This window comes from Paenibacillus sp. LPE1-1-1.1, from assembly GCF_040676435.1.
GTDB lineage: Bacteria > Bacillota > Bacilli > Paenibacillales > Paenibacillaceae > Pristimantibacillus.
This window is the reverse complement of sequence record NZ_JBEGHY010000023.1, coordinates 748,956-775,222: the sequence shown is the minus strand read 5'-3', so window position 1 is coordinate 775,222 and position 26,267 is coordinate 748,956. Positions and strand designations below refer to the sequence as shown.

The following is a 26,267-nucleotide window of genomic DNA, read 5'->3' as shown; positions in this document are numbered from 1 at the left end:
TTCAACATGCTTGCTTTTTTTTGGAGCCGCGAATTTTTGCTTAGCCGATCATTTTTGTGGATTCTGTTTCTTGTTAACTTTGCCGGAACCGTATACGGATATATCTGGTATGAAGGCCAGCTGGCTGCTACCTTGAACGGTCATCCTCTTTGGCAAATCGTTTTTGTTCCCGACTCGCCGACGGCAAGCTTATTTTTTACGGTCGCTCTCCTCTATTTATTATTTCCGCCGCAGCGTTCATTTGGAATTGCAAGGATTGGACGTTATATTATAGAGGCTTTAGCTGTCGTGTGCTCCGTTAAATACGGCATTTGGGCCGTTTCGATGATTGTAGCAGGAGCTTGGCAGGGGGCTGACCTGAGTTGGCAGCACTATATGCTGATTGCATCACATTTGGGAATGGCGTTCGAGGCGCTGTTATTTTTCCGTTTTATGAAGGCTGGTGTATTCGCTTTGGCCGTCGCTACAGGATGGCTTCTGCTCAATGATACGGTTGATTATACGTTTGGCGTATTTCCTTACCTTGCAGATGAATTGGATGATGATTTATCTGCTGTTCGAGCATATACATATGGTTTATCCTTCTTCAGCTTTCTTGCGGCGATGCTCGTTTGGCACTTTAGAAAGAAGGTATAACGCAGTGCATCCCCTCATAGAGTGATCTATGGGGGGATGTCCATGAAGATACGGTTTATCATTCCATTCGTCTTATGTATCGTCATGACGATTGGCTACGCGGGTTCGGTTTGGGGCGGCGCTGTACCATTAAATGCATACTCGGATCTGTTGTCGCAAAGCCGTGATAAGCAGCTTGTGCGATTGGACGATATTGTGAGCTCATTATATGAAGCCGCCTATACAAACAACCGGCAGGCGGGCTTTCAAGATATCCAGAGGTTAAAACGGATTCTAGAAGGCGAGCTTAAGTATTCCGTTGGAAGGATTGAAGGCTGGCTAGCGATAGAAAAGGATACCGGACTCATTGAGCAGAAGCTTATGAAGGCCGCATCAGATTCGAGCTGGCTGATGGAGGCATCGCGAATCCGCTTGGCAGCCGATGCGCTTGTAAATTCGGATCATGCTTTGTGGCTGCAATACGAGAGTGTGATGCTTGATGACCTCTCTCGGATAGAGAGAGCCTGGAAGCGCCAAACAGGTGACGGGGCAATCGCAGCTCGGGCTTCCATGAACAGCCTGGAAAACCATGCTGCTCGTATATCTACTGCAATGAGCATCCAATTCGGCAGCATGCGGGAGGCCGAGCTGAAAGAACGAATCAATTATACGAACCGTCTGCTTGATGCGAGTATCGTCAATAAGACGAACGAAGCTATGATTGACCGCTCCCTTACGGCTACCAAGGAATCGTTAATCCGTATGTTCGATCAGAGCCGATCTAAAGAAGAGGTGCCGGCTGTCGCAGCGGTGCCCCTCAAGAATCCATTAAGCTGGACACTGTTCTTAGGAGCTTTTATTTCAGCCATTCTCGCTTTCAGCGGCTGGAGAAAGTATAAAACGAATCCATTTGGCGTAAAGCCGCTTCCTTGAGGGGTTATTCCTCTTTAAAGCCTTCGCCTAATACATCATGAACTTCGTTAATTACGATAAAAGCACGGGGGTCAATATTGCGAATGATCGATTTCAGCCGGCGGATTTCCTGCCGCTGGACGACGCAATAGACGACCTCTTTTTGCTGTCCGGAAAACGCGCCCCTCGCTGGAATAAGGGTAACGCCGCGATCAAGCTCGATCGTCACTTTTTTGGAAATCGCCTCCCCGTGCTCGGATATGATGGAGAAGGCTTTTGCCGCATAAGCGCCATCCTGTATGAAGTCAATAATTTTGGACGCAATAAAAACGGTAACCAAGGTGTATAAGACCTTCTCGATCGGAATGTAAAGCAAGGAGATCCCGATGATCAATGCATCAAGCGATAAAATGATCTGTCCCATGCTAATTCCTTTAGATCGCGATACGATTCTTGCGATAATATCGACACCGCCTGTCGTGCCTCCATAACGGAAAACGATGCCAAGGCCTGTACCCAAGGATACGCCTGCATACAGGGCGATGAGCATATAGTCCTGCGAGCCTCCGAAGGGGATGAGCCATTTGCGTTCGATTAAATGCTCCATCAAGGCAAGAAAGCCAGACAGAGAGACGATTCCAACCAGTGTATAGAGCATTTGATCACGGCCAAGCGCCTTCCAGCCCAGAAAAAACAAAGGGATGTTCAAGACCAAAGTTGAGATGGAAAGCGGAAACCCGGCAGCATAATTAAGGAGCACTGCGATTCCCGTCACGCCGCCCTCCATCAGCTGATTAGGGATTACAAAGTAATGCAGGCCGAAAGCATAGATCGCGGTGCCGATCAAGATCGGGATAATGATACGGATTTGCCGTAATGGTCTTGTCATTGCTCAACTCTCCTTGTCCATTGTCCGGATACGGTCCTTCGAAAACAGGGGATACACTTACGCTTTAGTATGGCTAAAATGCATGATTCGAAAAACATTGATTTTAAACAGGGCTTTACGTTAACATAAGGAAGTATAGCTATCGACAGAAAGGAAATACATCGATGCCGGAAAAAACATTGTCGGATATTCAACGTGAAGTAGATGATTACATTTCTCAATTTAAAGAAGGCTACTTTAGTCCCCTTGCTCTGATGGCGAGAATGTCAGAGGAGGTCGGTGAGCTGGCGCGTGAAGTAAACCACTATTACGGAGAAAAACCAAAAAAAGCCGATGAAGCGGAAAATTCCGTTGAAATGGAGCTAGGCGATATTTTATTTATTCTTTCTTGCTTCGCTAATTCGCTCAATATTGATTTAACCGAAGCGCATAATAAGGTCATGCATAAGTTTGCGACTCGCGATGCGAATAGGTGGACGAAGAAAATAACCGAACTGTAAACAAGCTCCCTACATATGCTGTACCATCAACCTGTGTACAAGGAGGATGGGCAGATGGATGGAGAAAGCTGCATCAAAAAGGGTTACGAATTCATTTTGAATAGCGATTTCGAGCAAGCGATATATTGGTTCGAGCAGGCGATCGAGGCTGAACCGGACAATTCGTTTTATTACCATACATGTGCCGTATCATGCGCCCGAAGCGGCAAATGGGCGAAAGCCAAGCAGCATGCCGAGACAGCGCTGAGGCTTGATCCCGAGCATGCGGAGTATAAGTATCATTTGCAAGTAGTCGAAGCGAAGCTGCTGCTCTCAGATGCGGATTATCTGCTTTCGAAGGTCCCCCCCAAGCTGATCGAAGCGGCGGAGCTGCTTGAGCAGGCTGCATTGCTCGATCCATTAAGTTTTGACGCGTTTTATACGCTTGGTGTCGTGTATGCTTCTCAAAATCTATATGAAAAAGCGGCTGTAAACGCAAAGGAAGCGATGCGGCTTGATCCAGGCCATTCAGCGGCAAGAAGGCTGTTTGCTGACGTAAACCGCAAGAGACGCATGCTGCGCATCAGAATAAATGCAAGTAAAAGAAAAAGGAACAGGTGATCACGATGTCAACACAAAAAATCCGCGTGGCAGTTGCGGGAGCAAGCGGTCGGATGGGCCGCGAGGTTGTGAAAATGGTGCTGGAGGACGAGTCGCTTCAATTGGTGGCGGCCGTCGCTCCTTCTGCGGGTCCCGTCGATGCCGGCGTATTTGCCGGCAAACCGGAAACGGGCGTTATAGCGAGTGCTTCGCTTGAAGAGGCGCTTAGTGGTTCGAATGCGGATGTTCTGGTCGACTTCACCATCCCGCAAATGGCATACGGCCACACCAAAACAGCGATCGCTTTCGGTGTTCGTCCCATCATGGGAACAACCGGATTTACGCCTGAGCAAATCGAAGAGCTGGACGAGCTTTGCCAGGAAAAAGGAATCGGCGGTTTAATCGCACCGAATTTCTCCATCGGCGCCATTTTGATGATGAAATTCGCAGCCGAAGCCTCTAAATATTTACCGCATGTCGAAATTATTGAATACCACGGCGATCAGAAACTTGATGCTCCTTCAGGCACTTCGATAAAAACGGCTGAACTGATTTCACAGGCTCGCCAAGAGCTGCGACAAGGCAACCCGCAGGAGGAAGAGATTATTGAAGGCGCCCGCGGCGGATATTATAACGGTTTTCGCATACATAGCGTGAGACTGCCGGGTGTATTTGCCCAGCAGGAGGTTGTATTCGGCGGACACGGGCAAACGCTCAAAATTCGTCATGATTCCTATGATCGTGCAGGGTATATGCCCGGCGTAAACGTAGCAGTTAAAAAGGTTATGACCTATAGCGGTTTAATTTACGGCTTTGAACATATTATGGAGTAGCTCGATTCGACAGCAGGAGAGGGGAACGACATGTTAAACATCGCATTTATCGCACATGATCGAAAAAAAGAGGAAATTGTTAATTTTGTCATCGCTTACGAAAAGGTATTTGTCCCTCATAAATTATATTCGACCGGTACGACGGGCACCCGTATCATGGAGCAAACCGATCTGTCTATCCATCGGTTTATGTCCGGCCCGCTTGGCGGGGATCAACAAATCGGAGCCTTGGTAGCACAAAACGAAATGGATTTAATCATCTTTCTCCGTGATCCCCTCATGGCGCAGCCGCATGAGCCGGACATTATCGCTTTGCTTCGGCTTTGCGATGTACAAGGCATTCCCGTTGCTACGAATGTTGCGACGGCCGAGCTGCTGGTCAAAGCGCTTGAACGCGGAGATTTTGCCTGGCGCGAGCTCGTTCATAAATATAAGCCGGGTATCGCCGAATGACGTCTGAGCTGGATATCTTAATCTTTGGCGCGCATGCGGACGATGCTGAAATCGGAATGGGCGGCACCATAGCCAAGCATGTACAAGCTGGCCATAAGGTTGGCGTATGCGATCTGACGTATGCCGAAATGTCTTCCAACGGTACCGTAGAACTTCGCAAGCAGGAGGCTGATAACGCCTCCAAGGTGCTTGGTCTTAGCGCTCGCACGAACCTTGGTTTGCCTGATCGGGGCTTAGAGCCTTCGAAGGAACAAATCGAACGTATCGTAGCGGAAATTCGTCATTTCAAGCCGCGGATCGTTTTTGCGCCCTATTGGGTGGATCGTCATCCCGATCATGTGGCTTGCAGCCGCTTGATTGAGGAAGCTGTTTTCAATGCCAAGCTTCGCCGTTATATGCCGGAGCTGCCTCCGGTACAAGTAACTCAGCTTGTTTATTATTATATAAATGATTCCGAGAATGAATCTTTGATCGTGGATGTTAGCGATTTTTATGAAACGAAACGAAAGGCGCTGTTGGCCTATCGTTCTCAATTCGAGTCGGCTGCAGCGGGTTCCGATCGCGTGGCAACTCCGTTAACCAACCGATACATAGAACGGGTCGAGGCGCGTGATTCGCTGCTTGGACAAGCAAGAGGCTGGGCGTATGCAGAGGGCTTTGCTGTGAAGCGTCCTCACGCCGTACAATATTTTTGACAAATCGTACAGCTCTTGTGTAATACAATAGATATACGTGACGAACACAGGAGGTGCGACATCGGTGGCGAGAAAATTAAAAATTGGCATTACCTGTTACCCAACTTTGGGCGGATCAGGCGTCGTTGCTACGGAGTTAGGCAAACTTCTAGCAGAACGCGGCCATGAAATTCATTTTATAACACACAGTATTCCGTTTCGATTAGGTCAATTTAATAAAAACATATTTTACCATGAGGTTGAGGTTAACGATTATTACGTGTTCCGTTATCCGCCCTACGATTTGGCTTTAGCAAGCAAAATGGCTCAGGTAGCCAAAATGCAGCAGCTTGATTTGCTGCATGTTCATTATGCGGTGCCGCACGCGGTCTGCGCTTATTTAGCCAAGCAGATGAACGGTGACGGTCTCAAGACGGTGACGACGCTGCATGGTACCGATATTACCGTACTTGCGCAGGATGAATCCTTAAAAGATTTAATTAGGCTTGCCATTCATCAAAGTGATGCGGTAACAGCCGTTTCCAGAGACTTGATTAATGAAACAAGGCAGCTGCTGGATATAACAACACCGATTGATTTAACTTATAATTTTGTTGACAAGCGGGTTTATTATCCGCGTGACGCCGTTTCCCTGCGTTCGGATTTCGCTGCCCCAAATGAGAAAATACTGATGCATATCTCGAATTTCCGCCCGGTAAAGCGGGTTGGCGACGTTGTCGATATATTTGCACGCGTATCAGAAAAGGTGCCAGCCAAGCTGCTTTTGGTCGGAGAAGGACCGGAGCTATCAAAAATTCAGTGCCGAATCCGTCAATTAGGTCTTGAAGAACGCGTTCATTTCTTAGGTAAGCAGGATGATGTAGCACAGGTGATATCCATGGCGGATGTGCTCTTGCTCCCTTCTGAGAAAGAGAGCTTTGGGCTAGTTGCCTTGGAGGCCATGGCCTGCGGCGTTCCGACAATCGGTTCCAACGCAGGGGGCATCCCTGAGCTCGTTACCCACGGTGAGACTGGTTTTCTGTCAGCAATCGGCGATGTTGAGGATATGGCGAAAAACGCAGAGATGCTTCTGATGGATGAGAAGATGCACGCACGCTTTAAGCAAGCTTGCATTTTTAGAGCGCGCAATGAATTTTGTAATGATGTCATCACTACACAATATGAGCAAATCTATTATCGGGTACTTGGCATTGAGGCAGATTTGCCCATTGCCGTGTGCAGCGATTAACAGTATATGAATGCAGCCAAGGATGGTGGTTGAAATGCGGCTTGCATTTTCGGACCTGATATTATCCGCGCTACCCATCGTTAACCGGCTTCGAGAGCATCATTTCGAAGCCTTCTTCGTTGGCGGCGCCGTACGGGATACCGTTCTCGGATTACCGATAAAGGATGTCGATATCGCAACCTCAGCCCGTCCGGAGCAAGTGCTCGAGCTTTTTGAGCACTGCATTCCGACGGGCTTGCAGCATGGGACAATTACCGTAATTAATAACGATATTGGCTATGAAGTGACTACTTTCAGGCTTGAATCCGCCTATGAAGACCATCGCAAGCCGGAAAGCGTGCTTTACATAACCGAGCTTGAAGGCGACCTGCTGCGTCGGGATTTTACGATGAATGCAATGGCGCTTGCCGCGGACGGAGTACTGCATGATCCCTATGGCGGGATGGCGGATTTGCGGAGCAATAGGCTGCGCTCTGTTGGAGATCCGAATGCGCGTTTTCAGGAAGACGCGCTCCGCATGCTGCGGGCTGTTCGGTTTATCGGCGTATACCGGCTTATCCCAACCTACCGGACGTGGAGAGCGCTCAGGAAGCACCGTGCACTGCTTGCCTTTATTGCGATGGAGCGCGTACAGGCTGAGCTCGATAAGATGCTATCAGGAGGCTCTCCTCAGAGAGCCCTCCATTTTGCCGTGGCGAGCGGCCTCTTGTTACATTTAAAAGAACCCTTCTGCGATGAAGCTGAAATGGCCATTCGACAAGCAGAGAAGTCAGACGGCGCTGCCGAACGTTTCGCGAGGCTGCATGAGTTGGCGGCGGCGGATTTGCGCTGGGCTGCTTTGGCCATTGGCTTGGACCTAACGGTCGATGCTGTGCAGCAGGTAATGAAGGTGCTTCGCTTCTCGAACTCTCGAAGCAAATTGATTTTATCGATGGTTGAAATTCATCGAGATATGGTTAAGGGAGTAACTGAGGCAAGCGGGCGTGAGCTGCGCGTCAAATGGCTAAGCCTTGCTATCCGTTACGGGAAACAAGAACTGACGGAATGGCTTGACGTCATGCGAGTGCTTCCAGAAGCGAAGCTAAGCTTCCCAGATTCACTTCTAACGCAATTAAATGAATGGCTGGAACAAATGGTTATCTCAAAGCTTAAGCAGCTTAGCGTGAACGGTAAGGAGTTAACGAGCCATATGGAAAAACAAGCAGGTCCTTGGGTAAGCGAATATTTAAATCAATTGCTGCTGCTGGTAGCTGCCGGCGAGCTTGAAAATGAAAAAAGCGCGCTGCTCGGCCAAGCATCGCTTTGGAAATAGCGGGAGCTTCGAAGTCAGTTTTGCTTCGCAAAACTAAGCACCTGCTTACGAAGTCAGTTTTGCTTCGCAAAACTAAGCACCTGCTTACGAAGTCAGTTTTGCTTCGCAAAACTAAGCACCTGCTTACGAAGTCAGTTTTGCTTCGCAAAACTTTAGGAGGTTACCTTTCATGAATCATGAGCCCTTGCTTCAATTGTTTATGGATAAGCCCGGTGAATATGTATCGGGAGAGAGCATAAGCCAAGAGCTCGGTGTCAGCAGAACCGCGGTCTGGAAGCAAATTCGCAAGCTGGAGAGCGCGGGGTATCATTTTGAAGCTTCGAGACGGCTTGGATATCGGTTAGTCAGTGTTCCAGACCACCTGTCAACAGACGAATTGGCTAATCGGCTGGAAGCAAAGGTATTTGGCCAAACCGTCCATTTGTTCGAATCGGTAGAATCAACGCAAAACTTGGCGCGCGCGGCTGCGGAAGAAGGCGCCGATGAAGGCACGTTGTTTATTGCCGAGCAGCAGGTGAACGGACGCGGGCGAATGGGACGCGGATGGGTATCGCCGCGAGGCAAGGGCGTTTGGATGAGCATGGTGCTTCGCCCGTCCGTACCGATCCATTTTGCCCCGCAGCTTACGCTGCTTACGGCGGTTGCTTTATGCAGAAGCTTAAAGCGCGTTACATCCCTGGCAATCGGCATCAAATGGCCAAATGACTTACTTATTGATGGCAAAAAAATTAGCGGTATCTTGCTCGAATCTGCCGCAGAAGATGAAAGGCTCCGCTATGTTATTGCCGGAATCGGCATAAGCGTGAATTTAGAGGAAACGGATTACCCGGTCGATTTATTGGAGAAAGCGACTTCGCTCCGCATTAGCAGCGGCAAGAAATGGACAAGGGAAGCCATTATTGCAGATTTCTTGAAAGAGTGGGAACAGCTTTATTTTCTATATCATGAACAAGGCTTCAGTCCGATCGTGACCCTATGGGAGGCATTATCCGTTTCGTTAGGCAAACCTGCAAGGTTAATTACGCCGCAAGGCGATATAATCGGCGTTCCGATTGGGCTTGATGAAAGCGGGGCAATAAAAATCGAACTCCCGGACGGCACGGTAAAGCCTGTTTTTTCCGCAGAAATGGGCGAACCGCTATAGTGTTTTCCGGGTCGTTTACGGAATGCAGAAAGTTTGGTAAACTAGATCTATCAGGCGGTATTCGAAGGAAGCTGCACTGGTGATGATGATTCAAAAAATGTGAATGGTTGGGAATGCACACTCTGCTCTGAGCCGTAGGGACCGAGACAGAAGGAAGCACGACAAGCAAACGTTTCCTTTTCAGTTTGGGGACCTTTTTAGCAGCGGCTAAAAGGTTTTTTTGTGTTTATCCTATCATTGAACGGGGGATGAAGCTGATGAGGAAACGACTGACGATTACTAATTTAAAGAAAATGAAGCAGGACCGCAATGCGATTTCCGTTTTGACAGCTTACGATTATCCTTCAGCCAAGCTTGCGGAAGAAGCTGGAATAGATGTCATTCTTGTCGGAGATTCGCTCGGGAATGTCGTGCTTGGCTATGATACGACCATACCCGTAACGATTGACGATATCGTTTATCATACAAGAGCGGTTGCCAGAGGCGCTCAGCAAACGTTTATCGTTGCCGATATGCCTTTTATGACCTATGGAATCGGACGAGAGTCCACGCTGCGCAATGCAGCAAAAATCATGCAAGAAGGCGGAGCCCAAGCCGTGAAGCTCGAAGGCGGTACCGACATCGCATCGGATGTCTCGGCACTTGTCAAAGCCGGCATACCGGTAATGGGACATATCGGGTTAACGCCGCAATCCGTTCATCAGCTTGGCGGCTACAAGGTTCAAGGCAAGCTTGACGCGGATGCTGAGCGTTTAATGAAAGATGCGAAGGCAATCGAGGAAGCCGGAGCGTTCAGCATCGTATTGGAGCTTGTGACAGAACCGCTTGCCAAGATGATCAGCGAAATGCTAACGATACCGGTAATCGGCATAGGCGCGGGTAGAGGCTGTGACGGCCAGGTGCTGGTATATCATGATATTTTGCAATATTCTTCGCCTTATTTTGAGAAGAAATTCGTGAAAACCTATGCCGATATCGGCACGACGATTAGGAATGCGATCCAATCCTATGTGGAAGAAGTGAAATCAGGCCAATTTCCCGAGGAAGCACATGTATTCTCCGCACAGCCCGCAGCCATTCCGTCATTATACGGCGGCGTGAATGATGGCGAGAAAAACAGTGTGAACGACGGAAAGAACGACTTGCCGAAGAAAGGAGTCCGTCTGACATGATCATCGTCCGTACGAAGGCTGAACTTATAAATCAAATATCTGCTTTGCGCAAACAAAACAAATCGATCGGGTTTGTCCCGACAATGGGCTTTCTGCATGAAGGGCATGCCTCCTTGCTTCGCCAAGCAGCATCAGAGAATGATGCTGTCGTGCTTAGCATTTTCGTAAATCCGCTTCAATTCGGACCGAATGAGGATCTGGACCGTTATCCCAGAGACGAAGAGAGAGATACGGCGCTTGCCGAAGAAAACGGAACGGGAATCGTATTTATTCCTTCCGTGCAGGAAATGTATCCGGACAAACCGCTCACGAGCGTCATCGTCAATCAAGTGACGGACCGGTTATGCGGCGCATCGCGTCCGGGACATTTTGACGGAGTAGGGACGGTTGTCAGCAAGCTGTTTCATTTGGTCACGCCGGATCGAGCTTATTTTGGCATGAAGGATGCGCAGCAGGTAGCCGTTATTCAACAAATGGTCAATGATCTTAATTTTTCCGTTCAAATCGTTCCTTGCCCGATCGTTCGGGAACCGGACGGCCTTGCGCTTAGCTCCAGAAACGTTTATTTAAATGCGGAGCAGCGCGAGCAGGCGGTTATTCTGTCACAAAGTTTGCAGCAGGCATCCGTTTGGATGAATGAGCAGGACATGACGGCGGAGAAGCTTGCAGCTAGGGTTAAGGAAGAGATTGCCAAAGCGAGTGAAGCGGTAGTCGACTATGTCGAGCTGCTGCAATTTCCGTCGCTTCAATTACCGGAAGCGAATGTATCTCTTACAACATTAAATCAACCGTTAATATTGGCATTAGCCGTGAAATTTGGAACAACCAGGCTGATCGACAACCGTATTTTAGAAGCAAAGGGGGCAAATGCGCATGTTCAGAACGATGATGAAATCCAAGCTGCACCGGGCAACCGTAACGGAAGCGAACTTGAATTATGTAGGTAGCATTACCATTGACGAGGATTTGATGGATGCTGCCAACCTATGGGAAAATGAAAAGGTGCAGATTGTAAACAACAACAACGGAGCGCGCTTCGAGACTTATGTGATTACAGGCGAGCGAGGCTCGGGTGTTATTTGCTTAAATGGCGCAGCAGCAAGGCAGGTTCAACCTGGCGATCAGGTCATTATCATTTCGTATGCGATGATGACGGATGCCGAAGCAAAGGAGCATAAACCGGTCGTCACTATTTTGGATGCCGATAATCGTCCGCTTCGGATCTTGAATGAGGAGATTCACGCGACCATCCTGTAACGGCATGAACGGTACGACAATCCCTGCATTATGTAACGAATGGGTTGTTGTATGAAAAACCGCGTTAAAACAAAAAATGAACATAACACTCCTTAATTCTTTGGCGAAGGCGGGATGCGGTATGTTCCAGCATATGTTTTCATCCATGAACGACATGCTCGATCAAATCATTGAGCAGTATGAAAATGCGGATGTCCAGGAAAAAAAGCATTACGACGAGCAAATGAATGAGCTTAAAAAGGTCAGCGATACGTTTATTGAGCAGTGGCTCGATTTCGAGGAAAAGTTTGCAGAGTTTAAGGAGCAGCATTGCGAGCTGGCGGGGGAGTCAATGCCAACGGCGTCGGCAATACCACAGGCGCATGCCTCCACAGGAGCGGCTCAGCAAATTCTTCCTCCGGTCAGCGAAACTGCGCCATGCAACACAGCGGATTTAGAAATTCCAGATGAGCTCGCATCCGTCATATCCAAAGGTCAAGGCTATTATAAGTTATTTATGTTTTCGCAAGCGGCAGTACAATTTCAATCCGTCATTATTCAATCGCCTGAATGCAATTTGGCAAGGCTATTTTTAGGCATGACCCACATGCATCTCCAAAATTGGAGCGAGGCGCAGCGGCATTTTCAATTGTTAATTGTATTAACGGACTTCCCCAAATGGCTGGCAATGGGCTATAATGCGCTAGGGTGCATTCAGGCGGTGCATATGAACTTGGCGCAAGCAGAACAATTATTTATCAAGGCTTATGATGTATGCCCAAGCTTCAAGGATCCATTAAACAACCTGAAGTCATGCCAAGAAACGCCCAAGCAATTATCGTTATATTTCGGAAGCACGGAGCTGTGCTGTTTGTGAGAGGATCGGGGAATGAATGAAATTTGCAGTATTGGACTTAGAAACGACGGGACATAGCTCGGAGGATGACATTTTGCAGGTTGGGCTGGTCATCGTTTCTGATGAGCTTGAAATCATCGAATCGTATAGCTCCTTTGTTCGGCCTAACATCCCAATACCGGCCTTCATTACACAACTGACAGGCATAGACGAATCGGTTGTTGCGGATGCCCCAAGGCTCAAAGAGGTTATCGACAGCCTTGTCCCATTTTTGGACGATGCAGTGCTTGTTGCTCATAATGTCGGCTTTGATGCCGGATTTCTCAACCAAGCGCTGGGGCGCTGCGCCTTACGTCCTTTTGCGGGACGCAGGCTGGATACCATTGAACTATTGAGAATATTATACCCTACAATAAATACGTATCAGCTTGGAGCTGTCACAGAGCTTTTCGGTATCCCGCATGATCAGCATCACCGTGCAGATAGCGACGCTAAAGCAACCGCGTTATTGCTAATCGAGACGGTTAAAAAGCTTCGCAAACTGCCGCTGCTCACTTTGCAGCGGCTTTCCGCGCTTGTTGATGACGGAAGCGATTTAAGCTGGTTTATTAAGCATACCCAGCAGGAAATGGAGTATCGGACCGTATTCGAATCCAATGAATATGATTACTTCAATCAATTCGCTCTAAAAGTGCGGGAATGGAGCGACGAACAGCCGCCGCGCGCAGGCAGCGTTAATTCGATGCCGTTAACGGATGTCTCATTCGATAACTACTTAGCCGATGTCAGGCACCGTTTTGAACAAAAGTTCGAAAATTATGAAGAGCGGGAAGCGCAGGTCGCAATGTTTCAAGAGGTGTACAGCGCTCTTAACCAAAACCAGCATTTGCTGATCGAGGCGGGCACGGGCACGGGTAAGTCGCTGGGCTATTTAATTCCCGCGCTTTATTATGGCATTCAAAACGGTAAAAAAGTCGTTGTAAGCACGCATACGATTAATTTGCAGGAACAGCTGAGACAACGTGACTTGCCTCTTTTGGATGAAATTTTACCTTTTGAATTCAAAGCTTCTATCTTCAAAGGCAGAGGCAACTATTTATGTCTGCGAAAATTTGAAGGAAAAGTAAACACAAAGGACTTGGTTTCTCCGATTGAAGATACGGTTACGGCAGCGCAAATGGTCGTTTGGCTGGGTGAGACGGAGACCGGCGATCAAGAAGAACTGAATTTCGGCAACAAAGGCTCCGATTTCTGGTCGACCGTGGCGAGCGATACGGATTCATGCTTGAATCGTGCCTGTCCATGGTTTAAGCGATGTTTTTACCACCGGGCAAAGCATGAATCAAACATAGCCGATGTTACCATAACGAATCATTCCATGCTGTTTACCGATGTCCAAGCGGATCATCGCTTACTGCCTACGTACACACATCTTATTATTGATGAAGCGCATCATGTGGAAGAGGTGGCGGGCAAGCATCTTGGCATGCAGATCAATTATTTTTCCTTGACGCAGGCCGTGCTCCGTCTCTATAAAGATGCGCGTTCAGGGCTGTTGCCGGGGCTTCGTCAAAAGCTACTGTATGAGGATGACGCCCATCAGGCTTCCTGGTTAGAGACGATCGATACGGTTATTCCCATTTTTCAAGAAATAAAAGAGCATTGGGATAAGCTGTTTGAAATGTTCTACAGCTTCACGTCTACGTCAACGGATGGCCCGACCGAAAACGGACAATCGGTTTGCAGGCTGAAAAAAAACGAGCTTCCCGCAGGCTGGGAGGACGGGGTTACGGTAGAGGGGAATTTGCATACCGAGCTTAACCGCGTGGTTCGTACCGTAGACAAGATGGTAACGGACATTAAAGACCGCGTTGACGATTCAGCCGTGCAGGCGCTAATAACGGATCTGAACGGAGCTGTCCGCGATTTAACCCGTCTGAAGGATGAACTCCGGACCTTTATCAAATTGGAGCTGACGGATTCCGTGTTTTGGATCGAAGCAAGCAGCGTTTACCGTTATCGCTCCGTGCAGCTTTACGGCGTTCCCGTCGATGTGAGCGCTCAGCTGCAAAAGTACTTTTTCGATGTAAAAGAAAGCATCGTGCTGACGTCTGCAACGTTATCCGTCCAGAAATCATTTCAATATGCCGAAGAGCAATTAGGCTTGACGGGGTATGAAGAACAAGGCAGGTTAAAAACCGTGCAGCTTCCCTCTCCGTTTAATTATAGGGAACAAGCGCTGGTGGTCATCCCGAGGAACTTCCCTGTTTTGAAGGGAGTATCCGTCGATGACACGTACTTGGAAATGCTGGTCGCGTCGCTTGCGGATGCAGCCAAGGAAACGAAGGGCCGCATGCTTGTATTGTTTACTTCGTACCGGATGCTTAAGCAAGTATACGAGCCGTTAAAAGAAAAGCTAACCGTCTCTGGCATCCAAGTGTTGGGGCAAGGCATCGACAGCGGGAACCGAACAAAGCTTACTAGGCGCTTTCGGCAAACGCCTGAATCGGTATTGCTCGGCACAAGCAGCTTCTGGGAGGGCGTAGACATACCGGGCGAAGCGCTGATCTGCCTTGCGATCGTGCGTCTGCCATTCCAGCCGCCCAGCCATCCGTTGGCGGAAGCAAAAGCGGAAATGCTGCAGCGTCAAAAGCAAAACCCGTTCATGAAGCTGTCTATACCGCAAGCCGTCATTCGCTTTAAGCAGGGGTTCGGCCGTTTGGTAAGAACGTCTCAGGATAAAGGAATCGTAATCATTTACGATACAAGGGTGATCGACACCTATTACGGCAAGCATTTCTTGTACTCCTTGCCTGGGCCCAAGATCGAAACGATGCATACGGACCAAATGATCCTGCGGATGCGGGAGTGGTTAAGCGATGGGAAGGCAGCCGAAACATTGGTTCACCACAACGAAACAAGCACGGAGGAGGAGAAGCGATGAAGCAAACGAAAATATCGGAGGCTGTCGTCAGAAGGCTTCCTGTTTATCTCCAAGTATTGAATGAAATGGTGAATCGAGAAATTCAAACCGTTTCTTCCCAAGACTTAGGCACAAAGCTTGATTTGAATCCGGCACAAATCCGCAAGGATCTTGCATACTTCGGTGAATTTGGCCGAAAAGGCGTCGGATACGACGTTGTATATTTGATAGAAAAAATCCGCCAGATTCTAAAGGTTGACCAGACGATTAAAGTTGCGCTTGTCGGCGCGGGGAATTTGGGGCATGCTTTGTGCAATTACAACAAATACTCCAAGGATAATATGCAAATCACTGCGGTTTTCGATGTGCATCCCAGCAAGATCGGTACGAGTATCAATAATTTGACCGTACTGCCAATGAGCGAACTTAACGCTACGGTTGAGGAACAAAAAATACGGATCGGGATCATCACGGTTCCAGCCTTTGAGGCGCAAAACGTCGCTAATCAATTCGTGGAGGCTGGCGTGGAGGGCATTCTAAACTTCGCGCCGGCTATTTTGCGGGTGCCCGATGAGGTGCGCATTCAAAATGCGGATTTTACGAGGGAATTGCTAAGCATAGCCTATTATTTAGTTAGAGAAGGAGAAACGCAGAATGAGTCAGATTTGGATTGAAAATGGTTTGTTTATAACTATGGATGATGAAAACCCGTCATTCAAGGGACATATGGTCGTTACCGGCGACCGGATTACGTACATAGGCACGGCGGCTCCCGAGCAGCTTTCTGAAGCGGTTCAAAAGATAGACGGCAGCAAGCTCGCTTTTATGCCTGGTCTTATCAATACGCATGGCCACGCCGCCATGAGCTTGCTTCGCGGCTATTCGGATGACCAAAATTTGCAGGTTTGGCTGGAACAGAAGATGTGGCCGATGGAAGGCAAATACGTGGACCAAGATACACGCGCCGGCAGTGCACTTGCCATCGTGGAAATGCTGCGTTCAGGAACAACGGCATTCGTTGATATGTACGACCGCATGGACCAGGTTGCGCAAATGGTTGAACAAAGCGGAATCCGAGGCGTTTTGACGAGGGGCGTTATCGGTCTATGTCCGCCTGCGGTGCAAGAAGCCAAGCTCACGGAAGCGATTGCTTTTGCGCGCGATTGGAACGGTAAAGCGGACGGCAGAATTACGACGATGATCTCGCCGCATGCGCCATATACTTGTCCTCCTGAATATATTGAACGTTTCGTGCAGGCCGCGCATGATTACAATTTGCCTCTGCACACCCATATGTCGGAGACCCTCGCCGAGGTTGAGCAAAATGTCAGAGACTACGGTCTCCGCCCCGTCGAGCATTTGGATCGCCTAGGATTTTTCTCGCGTCCGGCACTCGTTGCCCACGCGGTTCATTTGAATGACGCCGAGATTGAATTGCTTGCAGCCAAGGGGGTAGCCGTATCGCATAATCCCGTTAGCAATCTAAAGCTGGCAAGCGGAATCGCCCGCGTGCCGAAACTGCTGCGGGCAGGCGTAACGGTATCCTTAGGTACAGACAGCGTAGCAAGCAATAATAACCTCGACCTATTCGAAGAAATCCGTTTCGCGGCATTGCTGCATAAAGGCGTATCGGGTGATCCAACGGCTATACCGGCTTCGGAAGCATTGAAGCTCGGCACAATTTACGGTGCAAAATCGATCTGGCAGGAGGATCAGCTTGGCAGCCTTAAGGTGGGCAAGAAAGCGGATTTCATTGCGATAGATATCGAGCAGCCTCATTTCTATCCAAAGACAGATATGATGTCGCATTTGGTTTATTCCGGTTCCGGCCGGGATGTCCGTCATGTATGGATCGACGGGCGCCAGGTTTTGAAAAACGGCGAATGCACCTTACTCGACGAGGAGAAAATTCGCTATGAGGCGCAGGCGAGCTTCGATCGCTTGCTTAACGCCTAATGCGCGCCACAGCAAGGAAACGTCCGCCGTTCATGACGCTGCAGCGATGGTTATTCGTTATCGTCGCCTGTCTCTTGCTGCTTTTAACAGTCGGGTTTATTTATTTCCGTGATATACAGGATTCGCAATGGACGGCGATTAAAGCAGCCAAGAAGCAAGCCATAGAAGCTGCCGGGCTTACTGAGGTCGACAAGGTCTATCATCATACATGGGATAAAGAAACATGGGTTATCGAAGGCATCAATAAAGAGAATGAAAACGTATTTGTATGGTTAACAGAGGAGAAGCTGTCCGAGGTGATCAAAGCATCAGAGGGAATTTCCGAGCAAAACCTTAAAAATACGTTTAAAGGCAAACAGCCGAATGCAGTTGTGAAAAGAATTCAGCCCGGCCTGCTTGATGATCAGCGGGTATGGGAAATATATTACAGCGACGGAGAAAATCCGGCTCGCTATCATTATGATTTCTATCGTTTTGATAATGGAGCCTTCATTGATTCCTATAAGCTGCCATCGAGGACGGAGCCGTAAGGCTCCTTTCCTATTTTTGCAGTACGCATCTTGCCCCAAAGTATGATATACTCTCGTATAGAGGAATTGATATACGGAATGACCATATAAAATGCTGCGGGAGGGATTTTGCAAATGTTGAGACCGCGAGTGATACCTATAGTGATTACGGCTGCCATTTCGGCTTCCGTTTTATTCGGAGGCTGGGCCATTTACAATCAAGTGGCTGTTGCAGCACCGTTAGAACAGGTTGCGAAAGATGTAGCCGGCGTTGTTTCTTCAGATAAGCCGGTAATGGATAACGAGCAGGTAACCATAACGATAGAATTGAACGAGGATGCGAATCTTCGCGATGTATATGAGAGAATAGAGGCAAACGGCAAGGATGTATTCGATAACCGTGTGCTTACGTTGAAGTTTAAAGGGAAATCGAATAAGCAGCTTGAAGATCTATGGTATGCGTCTATGTTTGATATTGCGGAAGCCATGGAGACCAAAACCTATTCGAGCATTCCGGAAGCGATGAACAAAACGGCTAAAGCGTACAAAGATGTAACGGTAACAACGGAAATGGATGAAAAAAACGTATATATTACTTTAAAAAATCCAGAAGCGGTGAAATACGTCGTACTGCCACGTATCTCAGCCCAATTGGAGGCATGGTAATATGAGAAAATACGGAACAGAAATCGCGATAGGTCTCGTACCTGTTGTGATCGCGTTTTTAATCTTTATCGGACAAAATGTCGTCCCTATGCTGATGCTCGCGGCTATTGGTTTTGCACTCGTTTATACTGCGCGCGGCAGAGGCAAGCTTACGGCCATGACAAGTCAGAGGCAGCGTTCGGGGGAGAAATCCGCGCCATTTACCTTTGATCAAATCGGAGGGCAGGAGCGGCCGAAGCAGGAGCTTATCGAAGCGCTTGATTTCCTTGTTCACCAAGACAAAATAAAGAAGCTGGGTATTCGGCCGCTAAAAGGCATTTTATTGGCGGGACCTCCGGGAACCGGTAAAACTCTGCTGGCCAAAGCTGCCGCTCAGTATACGGATTCCATATACTTGGCCGCATCAGGCAGTGAATTCGTTGAGATGTATGTCGGCGTCGGCGCGGGACGCGTGAGGGATTTATTCAAAGAAGCGCGTACCAAAGCAAACAAAGCGAAAAAAAGCAGCGCGGTCATTTTCATCGATGAGATTGAAGTCATCGGGGGAAAACGTGACGGCGGACAGCAGCGGGAATACGATCAAACCTTGAACCAGCTTTTGACGGAGATGGACGGCATTTATGCCAACGAATCCCCGCGCATATTGCTGATAGCGGCTACCAACCGCAAGGAAATGCTCGATGGAGCTCTCTTGCGGCCAGGACGTTTTGACCGCCATATCGGCGTCGATCTACCGGATAAAAAGGGCAGGCTGCATATTTTAAACATTCACGCGAACAATAAGCCTATTGAAAACGGGGTTGACTTGGATCGCATCGCAAGAGAATCCTTTGGGTTCTCGGGAGCCCAGCTTGAAAGCGTCATGAATGAAGCGGCGATCTATGCGATGCGGGAGAGCAGAGAACAAATTTCGGAAAAGCATCTTTCCATGGCGATTGATAAAGTGATGATGGGCGAGAAAACGGATCGGGAAGCGACGAAGGAAGAACGCGAGCGCATTGCGCTTCATGAGCTTGGACATGCGATAATGGCGGAGCTTGTTCGTCCAGGCAGTGTTTCGCAGGTAGCTTTGTCACCGCGAGGACAGGCGCTGGGCTATGTGCGCCATAATCCTCAACAGGACCAATATTTGTATACCAAAGCGTTTTTAAACGGACAGATCATGATTGCGCTTGGAGGAGCCGCTGCGGAGGAAATGTTCTATGGCGACCGAAGCACCGGTTCGAGAGGCGATTTCGAGCAAGCGATGAACGTTGTGAAAACGCTGGTAGAATCCGGTTTGACCGAGTTAGGCATCATCGATGCGTCCATGTTGACCAAGGAAGTATGGGCAGCTACGAATCGCATGATATTAGATGAGCTTATGCTGCAAACCAAAACAATGTTAGAATCCAAAAGAGACGTGTTTACGCAATCGCTCGAAACGCTGCTGCGTGAGGAAACACTTAGCGGCGACGAGTTTAGAACGCTGTTTAAGACAAGTACGGCGGCATAAAACGTTTACATTATTACAATTTGAAGGCGGAGTGTCTATCCGCCTTCTATTTTTGATGAAAACCGTTATAATAAGATTGAATTATAATGGCATAGAATCTTTTCAAATCGTTATAAGAAGCAGACTTGCCATACTAAAGGAGCTAATACATTGCATATAAAAACAGTAGGCGTGGTAGGCGTAGGGACCATGGGGCAGGGAATCGCAGAAATGCTTGCCTCAAAAGGATTGGATGTCATCATTATTGAGCATTCGGACGAGCGTCTTGAATACGGGAAACAAATGATCGAGGTAAGCCTTGACAAGCAAATAGAAAAATGGGCGCTCACGAATTCGGAGAAAAAGCTCATTATGAATAGAATAGAGGCAACAACCAGCTATGAGAAGCTGACGGCTTGCGAGTTGGTCATTGAAACGATTACGGAGGACTTGGATCAGAAAAAAGCGGTCTTCGAAACGATTGACCGGATTTGCGGACCGAATGTCATCCTTGCGAGCAATACATCGACGCTTAGTTTAACGGAGCTTGCCAGCGTAACGAGTAAGCCTGATCGCGTGATCGGCATGCATTTTATCTATCCCGTGTTCAAGATTGATTTGGTTGAAATCGTCCGCGGTTTGAAAACTTCGGAGGAAACATTCGTGCGGACGAAACATTTCGTGGAAGAGGTCATTCACAAAAAAGGAGTCATGGTCTTTGAATCTCCCGGCTTCGTGACATCCCGCCTTATCTGTTTGTTCATCAATGAAGCCCTCCATGTTTTGGAGGAAGGCGTGGCATCCGCGGAGGATATCGACAGCGCCATGCGTATCGGATATTCGTTCCAGCATGGCCCATTTGAGATGTGCGACCGTTTCGGACTTGATTCCGTGCTTGCGGCACTTGACCGAATGTTCCGTGAATACGGCGAGCTCAAATACCGTCCGTCCATTGTATTGAAAAAAATGGTGCGTGCCGGGCATTTAGGCGTCAAATCAGGCGTCGGCTTCTTTAAATATGATAAGGATGGGGACCGGATCTAATGAAAGTACTAGTCATCAATGCAGGAAGCTCCTCGTTAAAATATCAGCTTTACGATATGAGGAATGAATCCGTGCTGGCGAGCGGCCGCGTAGAGCGTATCGGAATGGATTCTTCCATTGTCACGCATGAGCCAATTGATAAGCCGGAGATTCGTAATGTAAGTGAAATACTCGATCATGTTACCGCTGTTAAACGGGTCATCGATATGCTGACGCATCCGGAATTCGGCGCGATCAGCCATTTGAATGAAATCGAAGCTGTCGGTCATCGCGTCGTTCATGGAGGCGAGGTGTTTAGCAGCTCCGTCCTTGTTACGCAGGAGGTTAAGCTGGAGATACGCAGGTTGTTTGACTTAGCTCCTCTGCATAACCCGGCTCATATGATGGGGATTACAGCCGTAGAAACGAACTTGCCGGATGTTCCGCAAGCGGTCGTTTTCGATACGGCATTCCACCAATCCATGCCGAACACATCGTATTTATATCCGATTCCCACCGTGCTGTACCGCCGCCATAAAATACGCAGATACGGATTTCACGGAACATCGCACTCCTATGTAAGCGCGAAAGCAGCGCAGCATTTGAATAAACCGCTGGAATCGCTAAAAATGATTACCTGCCATATCGGTAACGGCGCGAGCTGTGCAGCGATTTTAAACGGAAAATCATTTGACACGAGCATGGGCATGACTCCGCTCGAGGGTCTTATGATGGGGACGAGAAGCGGCGATATTGATCCAGCTATCGTACCGTTTGTCATGAACAAAGAGGAATTGACATTAAATGAAGTAAATTCTATGCTTAACAAACATAGCGGAATGCTGGCGATTTCGGGGATAAGCAGCGATATGCGCGAGGTTACCGAGGCGATGGTCGATGGCGACAAGAATGCCAAGCTCGCTTTTGACATGTATGCTTACCGGGTCAAAAAATATATCGGCGCATACGCGGCTGCGATGAACGGCGTAGATACGATCGTGTTCACGGCTGGGGTCGGCGAAAATTCAGTCGCGCTGCGTAAAGCGATTTGTGAGGGCATTTCGTTTCTTGGCATCGAGCTCGATGAAGAGCGCAACGCGGAGCGACGCAAGGATACGCGTGAAATTACGACGGACGGTTCGCGAATTAAAGTACTCGTTGTTCCAACGAATGAAGAACTGCTGATCGCAAGAGATACTTATAACTTGGTGAAACAAGCCTAAATGTCGTTAAGGTTAATATAGGAGGCAGCTGGCAGTGAACAACGAGATATGGAAGGCTTACTCGCATGGTATGGCCTCAGCATTGCAGGAGGGCGGCGTATATGTATCCGCAATGCTGCTGAGAACATACAGCCAGCTTGGATTGTCGGACACGGAAGCGATGCTGCTGCTGCAGATCATGGTTTACATGGATGCCGACCGGAATGATTTTCCCACACCTGAGGAGCTGGCTGAGCGAATGGGGCTGACCGTAAAAGAGGTTGGTCAGCTGCTCGGGCGCTTGATGAAGGAAGATTTTTTAACCATTGACGAGTATATGGACAGCTCAACAGGCAGGCAGTCCGAACGCTACAATTGGACGGGATGGCTGCTTAAAGCAACTTCGCTTACGTCTGACCTAAAACGGGAAACAAAAAAAGCGGAGCGGCAGCCCGTTCGGCAGCAGCAGGCCCCGGCTTCGGATTTGTTCAGCGTATTCGAGCAGGAGTTCGGAAGATTGTTATCGCCCATCGAATGCGAGACGATTTCCGGCTGGCTTGACCATGATCGCTATACGGATGAAATCATTCGTTTTGCGCTGAAGGAAGCCGTCTTTGCAGGCAAGCTGAGCCTGCGGTACATTGACCGGATATTGATTGAATGGAGCCGCAACAGGGTAACAAATGCAGACGAGGCTCGCGCGCATGCGCAGAAGTTTCGCGGAGGAAGAGGCTAAGCCATAGGCTTAGCCTCTTTTTTTATACGGGTGACAAAACGAGCCGCAGCTAAAAAAGGATAGAAAATCTTAAAAAAGATCGGGATATTAGAAATATATAATTTTAAAAATGTGTTACGTTTGTAGCACGCAATAAGATTGGGAAAAGGAGGAATCCTGCGGAAAATATTGCTTATGAATGGAGTGCGGAAACGAATGAGAGAAAAGGAGGAACAAGGTTGAAAAGAGCAATCGGACTACTTTTGGCAATGATCCTTTTTGCAGGCATGATTAACTTACCTATGAAGGTTCAGGCTGCAGATTCAACGATGGATGGTCACGGATTATTGGGTGAATTTTATAAATGCGTCCAAAACCCCAATAATCGGGAAGATATTCGTGTATTTAATTTCGATGATCTGCGAGGAGAAAGAGTTGTTGCCAATTTAAATGGTGATTCTTTTTCAAGCATTTTTAATCAATTTTCAGGTACACCCGATTATAATACCGCAATTTTTACAGGTACCATCGTACCGGAATATACAGAAGATTATACCTTCCATATGGTAGGTGATGACGGGTTCAGATTATGGATTAACGGGGAGATGATTATTGACTTTTGGAAGCAAACTTGGGAAGTCCCTCAGGTAAGTGCTCCGGTATCTTTGGAAGCTGGAAAACATTATGATATCAAAGTTGAATATCTGCAAGGCTGGGGAGGTACTTGGCTTCGAATGGAATGGGAAAGCGCAAGCCAAAATAGAGAGATCGTTCCTGAATCAGCACTTTATTTGCCGTCTGATCGTATAATCGCAACAAAAAAAGCTGATTTGGCAGCAGAAATTCAAAAGGTCGATTATTTAATAGAAAACTTTGCTGAAAACGTAAACGAAATCGTATTCAATAAGTTAAGTGCCGAGCAAATAACTGCGGATGCCTTGCTTCATACGATTGATGACGAAGAGATGGGTGACAGAGAGAAAGCAGAACGATTAATAGCGGCGATTGCGAACGTCTCCATTGCACGTTCCGATTTTATGAAAGAAATGGGTATCACGAGTTCTTCGGTTTCTGACAAGTTTAACAACCCGCTTTATCAAGGTCAGGACCCCTTTGTCACTTATAAGGACGGATTTTATTACTTTGTATCTTCCAGTAACTTAGACTCTAACAATAAAGTATATGTATCCAAATCCCGTACCCTGATAGACCAAGGCGAAAAGGTAATGGTATTTGATTCCAAAGGAACGCAAACGCGGATTTTCGCTCCGGAAATCTTCTTCTTTGACGGGAAATGGTATATCTACTATTGTGCCGACTTAAAAGAATATGGCTACAAACATATGGCAACGGTTTTAGAATCCGTTACCGATGATCCGCAAGGGGAATATGTGGATAAAGGCGCATTATATGCTGGTGAAAATGGCGAGTATAAACAAGCAAACGACTTTACGGTATTTGACTACAATGGCCAGCTTTATGCGGTTTGGGGAACCTTAGGCCTCGGAGAGCCAATCGGTCCGGCAATTGCTCCGATGGATAACCCCTACACGATAACGGCTGATCGGTCATTCTTGCCAGGCGGGGGCGGGGAAGGACCTCGTGTGTTACAAAAAGACGGAAAAGTATTTATCACCATGTCAGAAGGTGACTATGCATCGAATGATTACCGTTTATCTTATTTTACGAATACAGACGGGGACTTTTTAAACCCGGCTTCTTGGACCCGTACAAATGATGTTTTCGTTTCTACCGGTGATGTATCTGGTTCTGCCAGAGCGGGTTTTGTGAAATCTGCAGATGGTACGGAAGATTGGATGATTTACCATTCACGCGTTTACCAAGATACGGAACGTAACTGGTGGCGTGAAGTAAATTTAAAGAAATTCGGTTGGAATGAAGATGGTACGCCTAATTTCGGTGAGCCTGTCTCCCCCCATGAATGGCAAGAATTGCCTTCTGGAGATTTAGGATTAGGCGAAATGTATCAAGCAGAGGATGCCATTCACTTTGGCAGCATTACAAAAGAATACACCCATGCCAATTATCAAGGGACAGGTTATATTAACCTGCCGGAAACTTCGGGTGCTGAAGCAAGCTTTGTCGTAAATGCGGTAGAAGAAGGCGATTATATCGTAGGCGTAAGATATGCATACGGCGTACAAGTGAATGGGGAATCAACCAATCATCCTACGACGCAATTGCCTGCAAGAGCAAAAATCAATGTATATGTAAATGGTGTACTCGTAAAGACCGTTGCGCCAGACAAAACGGCAATCAGCTGGGATGAATGGTTTACGGCTTCTGAACGTTTGAACCTGCAAGCAGGGAAAAATGTAATCAGTTATCGTATTGATAACGGGAGTATAGGTAATGTGAATGTGGACTTTTTGACGATGTATAAGGCAGATGTTCCAAATCCGGATTTTTCATCGGATGTAACGGGCACACTTGCCGGCATGTCCCAAGTTTCGTTGGGAAATGACTTCGAGGTGAACTATGGTTTAGCCCATGTACCGACGAGCATGGAAGATGCTATTTATGCTCAGGATCTAATCTTCAACTATGATCCCGATAAACTTGATTTTGTTTCGGCAGTATCCCTAAAAGATGGCCTGCTGGTCATTGATTCTCAAACGGAAGTCCTTGGCCAAGTCCGGATTCTGCTTGCAAGTCAAGGGGCTGATCATCCTGTCACGACCGATGGGGATTTGCTTAAATTAACCTGGAAAGCGATCAAAGAGACGGCTAACACAAGCATTACCTTATCCCGGGCACAGCTTGCGAACGGAACGGGCGCAGAGACAACGCTTGCCCCAGTCACGCATAACCTGGAAGTCATTGGCATTAATGATCTGGACAAAGAAGCATTACATGCGTTAATTGCTGAGTCCCAAGCCGCGGTAAATGCAGCGGTGGAAGGCAATGCTCCCGGGCAATACCCGGTTGGCTCCAAAGCTGCATTGGAAAATGCGATTACAGCAGCCAAAGTAGCATCCGAGAGCGCTGAAAGCCAAGCAGCCATCGATCACGCCGTAAGCATTTTAAACCTGGCTTTGCACGCATTTGAGAATGCAGTCCATGCTTCAAAATCGGGTGATATGAACGCAGATGGATTAGTGACCATTGGCGATCTCGCCATCGTTGCTGCCAGCTATGGTGAAAATTCGACCAGCCCGGATTGGAATAGGATCAAAAAAGCGGATACCAACCTCGACGGCGTCATTGATGTTGCTGATCTAGCAGTTATTGCAAGCGCAATTTTTCAATAAGGCAATGTAATGCAATGAAGGTGCCAGCTATTCCGATTGATTAAGTTTGCATAGGAAGAAGCCAAGTCGCGGACGTTCATTCGTCAATATGACTTGGCTTTTT

General features: G+C 47.9%; 25 protein-coding genes. 24 read left to right on the top strand and 1 reads right to left on the bottom strand.

The genetic code is table 11. The features are described 5' to 3' along the window. The first annotated feature begins 6 nt into the window (after positions 1-6). Together MRBLPE1_RS20170 and MRBLPE1_RS20165 are read left to right on the top strand one after the other, a co-directional pair. The gene (locus tag MRBLPE1_RS20170; RefSeq protein WP_364148818.1) at positions 7-636 is read left to right on the top strand and encodes a DUF1405 domain-containing protein; all 630 of its coding nucleotides are present in this window, start codon (positions 7-9) and stop codon (positions 634-636) included. A gap of 42 nt (positions 637-678) precedes the next feature. Further along, positions 679-1,548, top strand: a complete 870-nt coding sequence (locus MRBLPE1_RS20165) for a sporulation protein YpjB (RefSeq protein WP_364148816.1) — start codon at positions 679-681, stop codon at positions 1,546-1,548. A 4-nt stretch (positions 1,549-1,552) separates the two neighbouring features. Here the strand turns inward: MRBLPE1_RS20165 and MRBLPE1_RS20160 are convergent, their stop codons facing one another. After that, positions 1,553-2,416, bottom strand: a complete 864-nt coding sequence (locus MRBLPE1_RS20160) for a YitT family protein (RefSeq protein WP_364148814.1) — start codon at positions 2,414-2,416, stop codon at positions 1,553-1,555. A gap of 164 nt (positions 2,417-2,580) precedes the next feature. Here MRBLPE1_RS20160 and MRBLPE1_RS20155 point away from each other — a divergent pair, with 164 nt between their 5' ends. The 22 genes from MRBLPE1_RS20155 to MRBLPE1_RS20050 all read left to right on the top strand — a co-directional run bounded on the left by MRBLPE1_RS20155 (position 2,581) and on the right by MRBLPE1_RS20050 (position 26,164). Then, positions 2,581-2,916: a nucleotide pyrophosphohydrolase gene (locus MRBLPE1_RS20155; protein ID WP_364148813.1), complete on the top strand. Its 336-nt coding sequence runs from the start codon at positions 2,581-2,583 to the stop codon at positions 2,914-2,916. A gap of 54 nt (positions 2,917-2,970) precedes the next feature. Beyond that, positions 2,971-3,516 (top strand): tetratricopeptide repeat protein, encoded by a 546-nt coding sequence (locus MRBLPE1_RS20150; RefSeq protein WP_364148811.1) that lies wholly within the window; start codon positions 2,971-2,973, stop codon positions 3,514-3,516. 5 nt (positions 3,517-3,521) lie between these two features. Beyond that, positions 3,522-4,328 (top strand): 4-hydroxy-tetrahydrodipicolinate reductase, encoded by an 807-nt coding sequence (gene dapB / locus MRBLPE1_RS20145; RefSeq protein ID WP_364148809.1) that lies wholly within the window; start codon positions 3,522-3,524, stop codon positions 4,326-4,328. A gap of 30 nt (positions 4,329-4,358) precedes the next feature. Beyond that, positions 4,359-4,781, top strand: coding sequence for a methylglyoxal synthase (mgsA, locus tag MRBLPE1_RS20140; protein WP_364148808.1), 423 nt, complete (start codon positions 4,359-4,361; stop codon positions 4,779-4,781). Continuing rightward, entirely contained in the window at positions 4,778-5,476 is a 699-nt protein-coding gene (gene bshB1, locus MRBLPE1_RS20135) for a bacillithiol biosynthesis deacetylase BshB1 (RefSeq protein WP_364148806.1), read from the top strand. The genes mgsA and bshB1 overlap by 4 nt, the downstream gene beginning before the upstream one ends. 64 nt (positions 5,477-5,540) lie before the next feature. Further along, positions 5,541-6,704: an N-acetyl-alpha-D-glucosaminyl L-malate synthase BshA gene (gene bshA / locus MRBLPE1_RS20130; protein ID WP_364148805.1), complete on the top strand. Its 1,164-nt coding sequence runs from the start codon at positions 5,541-5,543 to the stop codon at positions 6,702-6,704. A 34-nt stretch (positions 6,705-6,738) separates the two neighbouring features. Beyond that, the gene (locus MRBLPE1_RS20125; RefSeq protein ID WP_364148803.1) at positions 6,739-8,016 is read left to right on the top strand and encodes a CCA tRNA nucleotidyltransferase; all 1,278 of its coding nucleotides are present in this window, start codon (positions 6,739-6,741) and stop codon (positions 8,014-8,016) included. Positions 8,017-8,185: 169 nt separating this feature from the next. Continuing rightward, positions 8,186-9,160: a biotin--[acetyl-CoA-carboxylase] ligase gene (locus MRBLPE1_RS20120; protein ID WP_364148801.1), complete on the top strand. Its 975-nt coding sequence runs from the start codon at positions 8,186-8,188 to the stop codon at positions 9,158-9,160. A 257-nt stretch (positions 9,161-9,417) separates the two neighbouring features. Continuing rightward, positions 9,418-10,332 (top strand): 3-methyl-2-oxobutanoate hydroxymethyltransferase, encoded by a 915-nt coding sequence (gene panB, locus MRBLPE1_RS20115; RefSeq protein ID WP_364148799.1) that lies wholly within the window; start codon positions 9,418-9,420, stop codon positions 10,330-10,332. Beyond that, positions 10,329-11,279 carry a pantoate--beta-alanine ligase gene (panC, locus tag MRBLPE1_RS20110; protein ID WP_364148797.1) on the top strand — a complete coding sequence of 317 codons (951 nt, stop codon included), beginning with the start codon at positions 10,329-10,331 and terminating at the stop codon, positions 11,277-11,279. The genes panB and panC overlap by 4 nt, the downstream gene beginning before the upstream one ends. Then, positions 11,206-11,589, top strand: coding sequence for an aspartate 1-decarboxylase (gene panD, locus MRBLPE1_RS20105; RefSeq protein ID WP_364148795.1), 384 nt, complete (start codon positions 11,206-11,208; stop codon positions 11,587-11,589). Before panC ends, panD begins: the two co-directional genes overlap by 74 nt. Positions 11,590-11,710: 121 nt before the next feature. Continuing rightward, positions 11,711-12,445: a hypothetical protein gene (locus MRBLPE1_RS20100; protein ID WP_364148794.1), complete on the top strand. Its 735-nt coding sequence runs from the start codon at positions 11,711-11,713 to the stop codon at positions 12,443-12,445. A 16-nt stretch (positions 12,446-12,461) separates the two neighbouring features. Further along, the gene (gene dinG, locus MRBLPE1_RS20095; RefSeq protein WP_364148792.1) at positions 12,462-15,368 is read left to right on the top strand and encodes an ATP-dependent DNA helicase DinG; all 2,907 of its coding nucleotides are present in this window, start codon (positions 12,462-12,464) and stop codon (positions 15,366-15,368) included. Continuing rightward, on the top strand, positions 15,365-16,021 hold the full coding sequence (locus MRBLPE1_RS20090) for a redox-sensing transcriptional repressor Rex (RefSeq protein ID WP_364148790.1): 657 nt from the start codon (positions 15,365-15,367) through the stop codon (positions 16,019-16,021). The genes dinG and MRBLPE1_RS20090 overlap by 4 nt, the downstream gene beginning before the upstream one ends. Then, positions 16,002-17,303: an amidohydrolase gene (locus tag MRBLPE1_RS20085; protein WP_414698904.1), complete on the top strand. Its 1,302-nt coding sequence runs from the start codon at positions 16,002-16,004 to the stop codon at positions 17,301-17,303. Before MRBLPE1_RS20090 ends, MRBLPE1_RS20085 begins: the two co-directional genes overlap by 20 nt. A gap of 32 nt (positions 17,304-17,335) precedes the next feature. Then, on the top strand, positions 17,336-17,833 hold the full coding sequence (locus tag MRBLPE1_RS20080) for a DUF5590 domain-containing protein (protein ID WP_364148788.1): 498 nt from the start codon (positions 17,336-17,338) through the stop codon (positions 17,831-17,833). A gap of 114 nt (positions 17,834-17,947) precedes the next feature. Further along, positions 17,948-18,478, top strand: coding sequence for a hypothetical protein (locus MRBLPE1_RS20075; RefSeq protein ID WP_364148787.1), 531 nt, complete (start codon positions 17,948-17,950; stop codon positions 18,476-18,478). A gap of 1 nt (position 18,479) precedes the next feature. Then, positions 18,480-19,973 (top strand): AAA family ATPase, encoded by a 1,494-nt coding sequence (locus MRBLPE1_RS20070; protein ID WP_364148785.1) that lies wholly within the window; start codon positions 18,480-18,482, stop codon positions 19,971-19,973. Positions 19,974-20,123: 150 nt separating this feature from the next. Beyond that, positions 20,124-20,996 carry a 3-hydroxyacyl-CoA dehydrogenase family protein gene (locus MRBLPE1_RS20065; RefSeq protein ID WP_364148783.1) on the top strand — a complete coding sequence of 291 codons (873 nt, stop codon included), beginning with the start codon at positions 20,124-20,126 and terminating at the stop codon, positions 20,994-20,996. Continuing rightward, positions 20,996-22,198 (top strand): acetate kinase, encoded by a 1,203-nt coding sequence (locus tag MRBLPE1_RS20060; protein ID WP_364148781.1) that lies wholly within the window; start codon positions 20,996-20,998, stop codon positions 22,196-22,198. The genes MRBLPE1_RS20065 and MRBLPE1_RS20060 overlap by 1 nt, the downstream gene beginning before the upstream one ends. Positions 22,199-22,232: 34 nt before the next feature. Next, positions 22,233-22,913, top strand: a complete 681-nt coding sequence (locus tag MRBLPE1_RS20055; protein ID WP_364148779.1) for a DnaD domain protein — start codon at positions 22,233-22,235, stop codon at positions 22,911-22,913. A 218-nt stretch (positions 22,914-23,131) separates the two neighbouring features. Further along, positions 23,132-26,164, top strand: coding sequence for a family 43 glycosylhydrolase (locus MRBLPE1_RS20050; protein WP_364148777.1), 3,033 nt, complete (start codon positions 23,132-23,134; stop codon positions 26,162-26,164). The last annotated feature ends 103 nt before the right edge of the window (positions 26,165-26,267 follow it).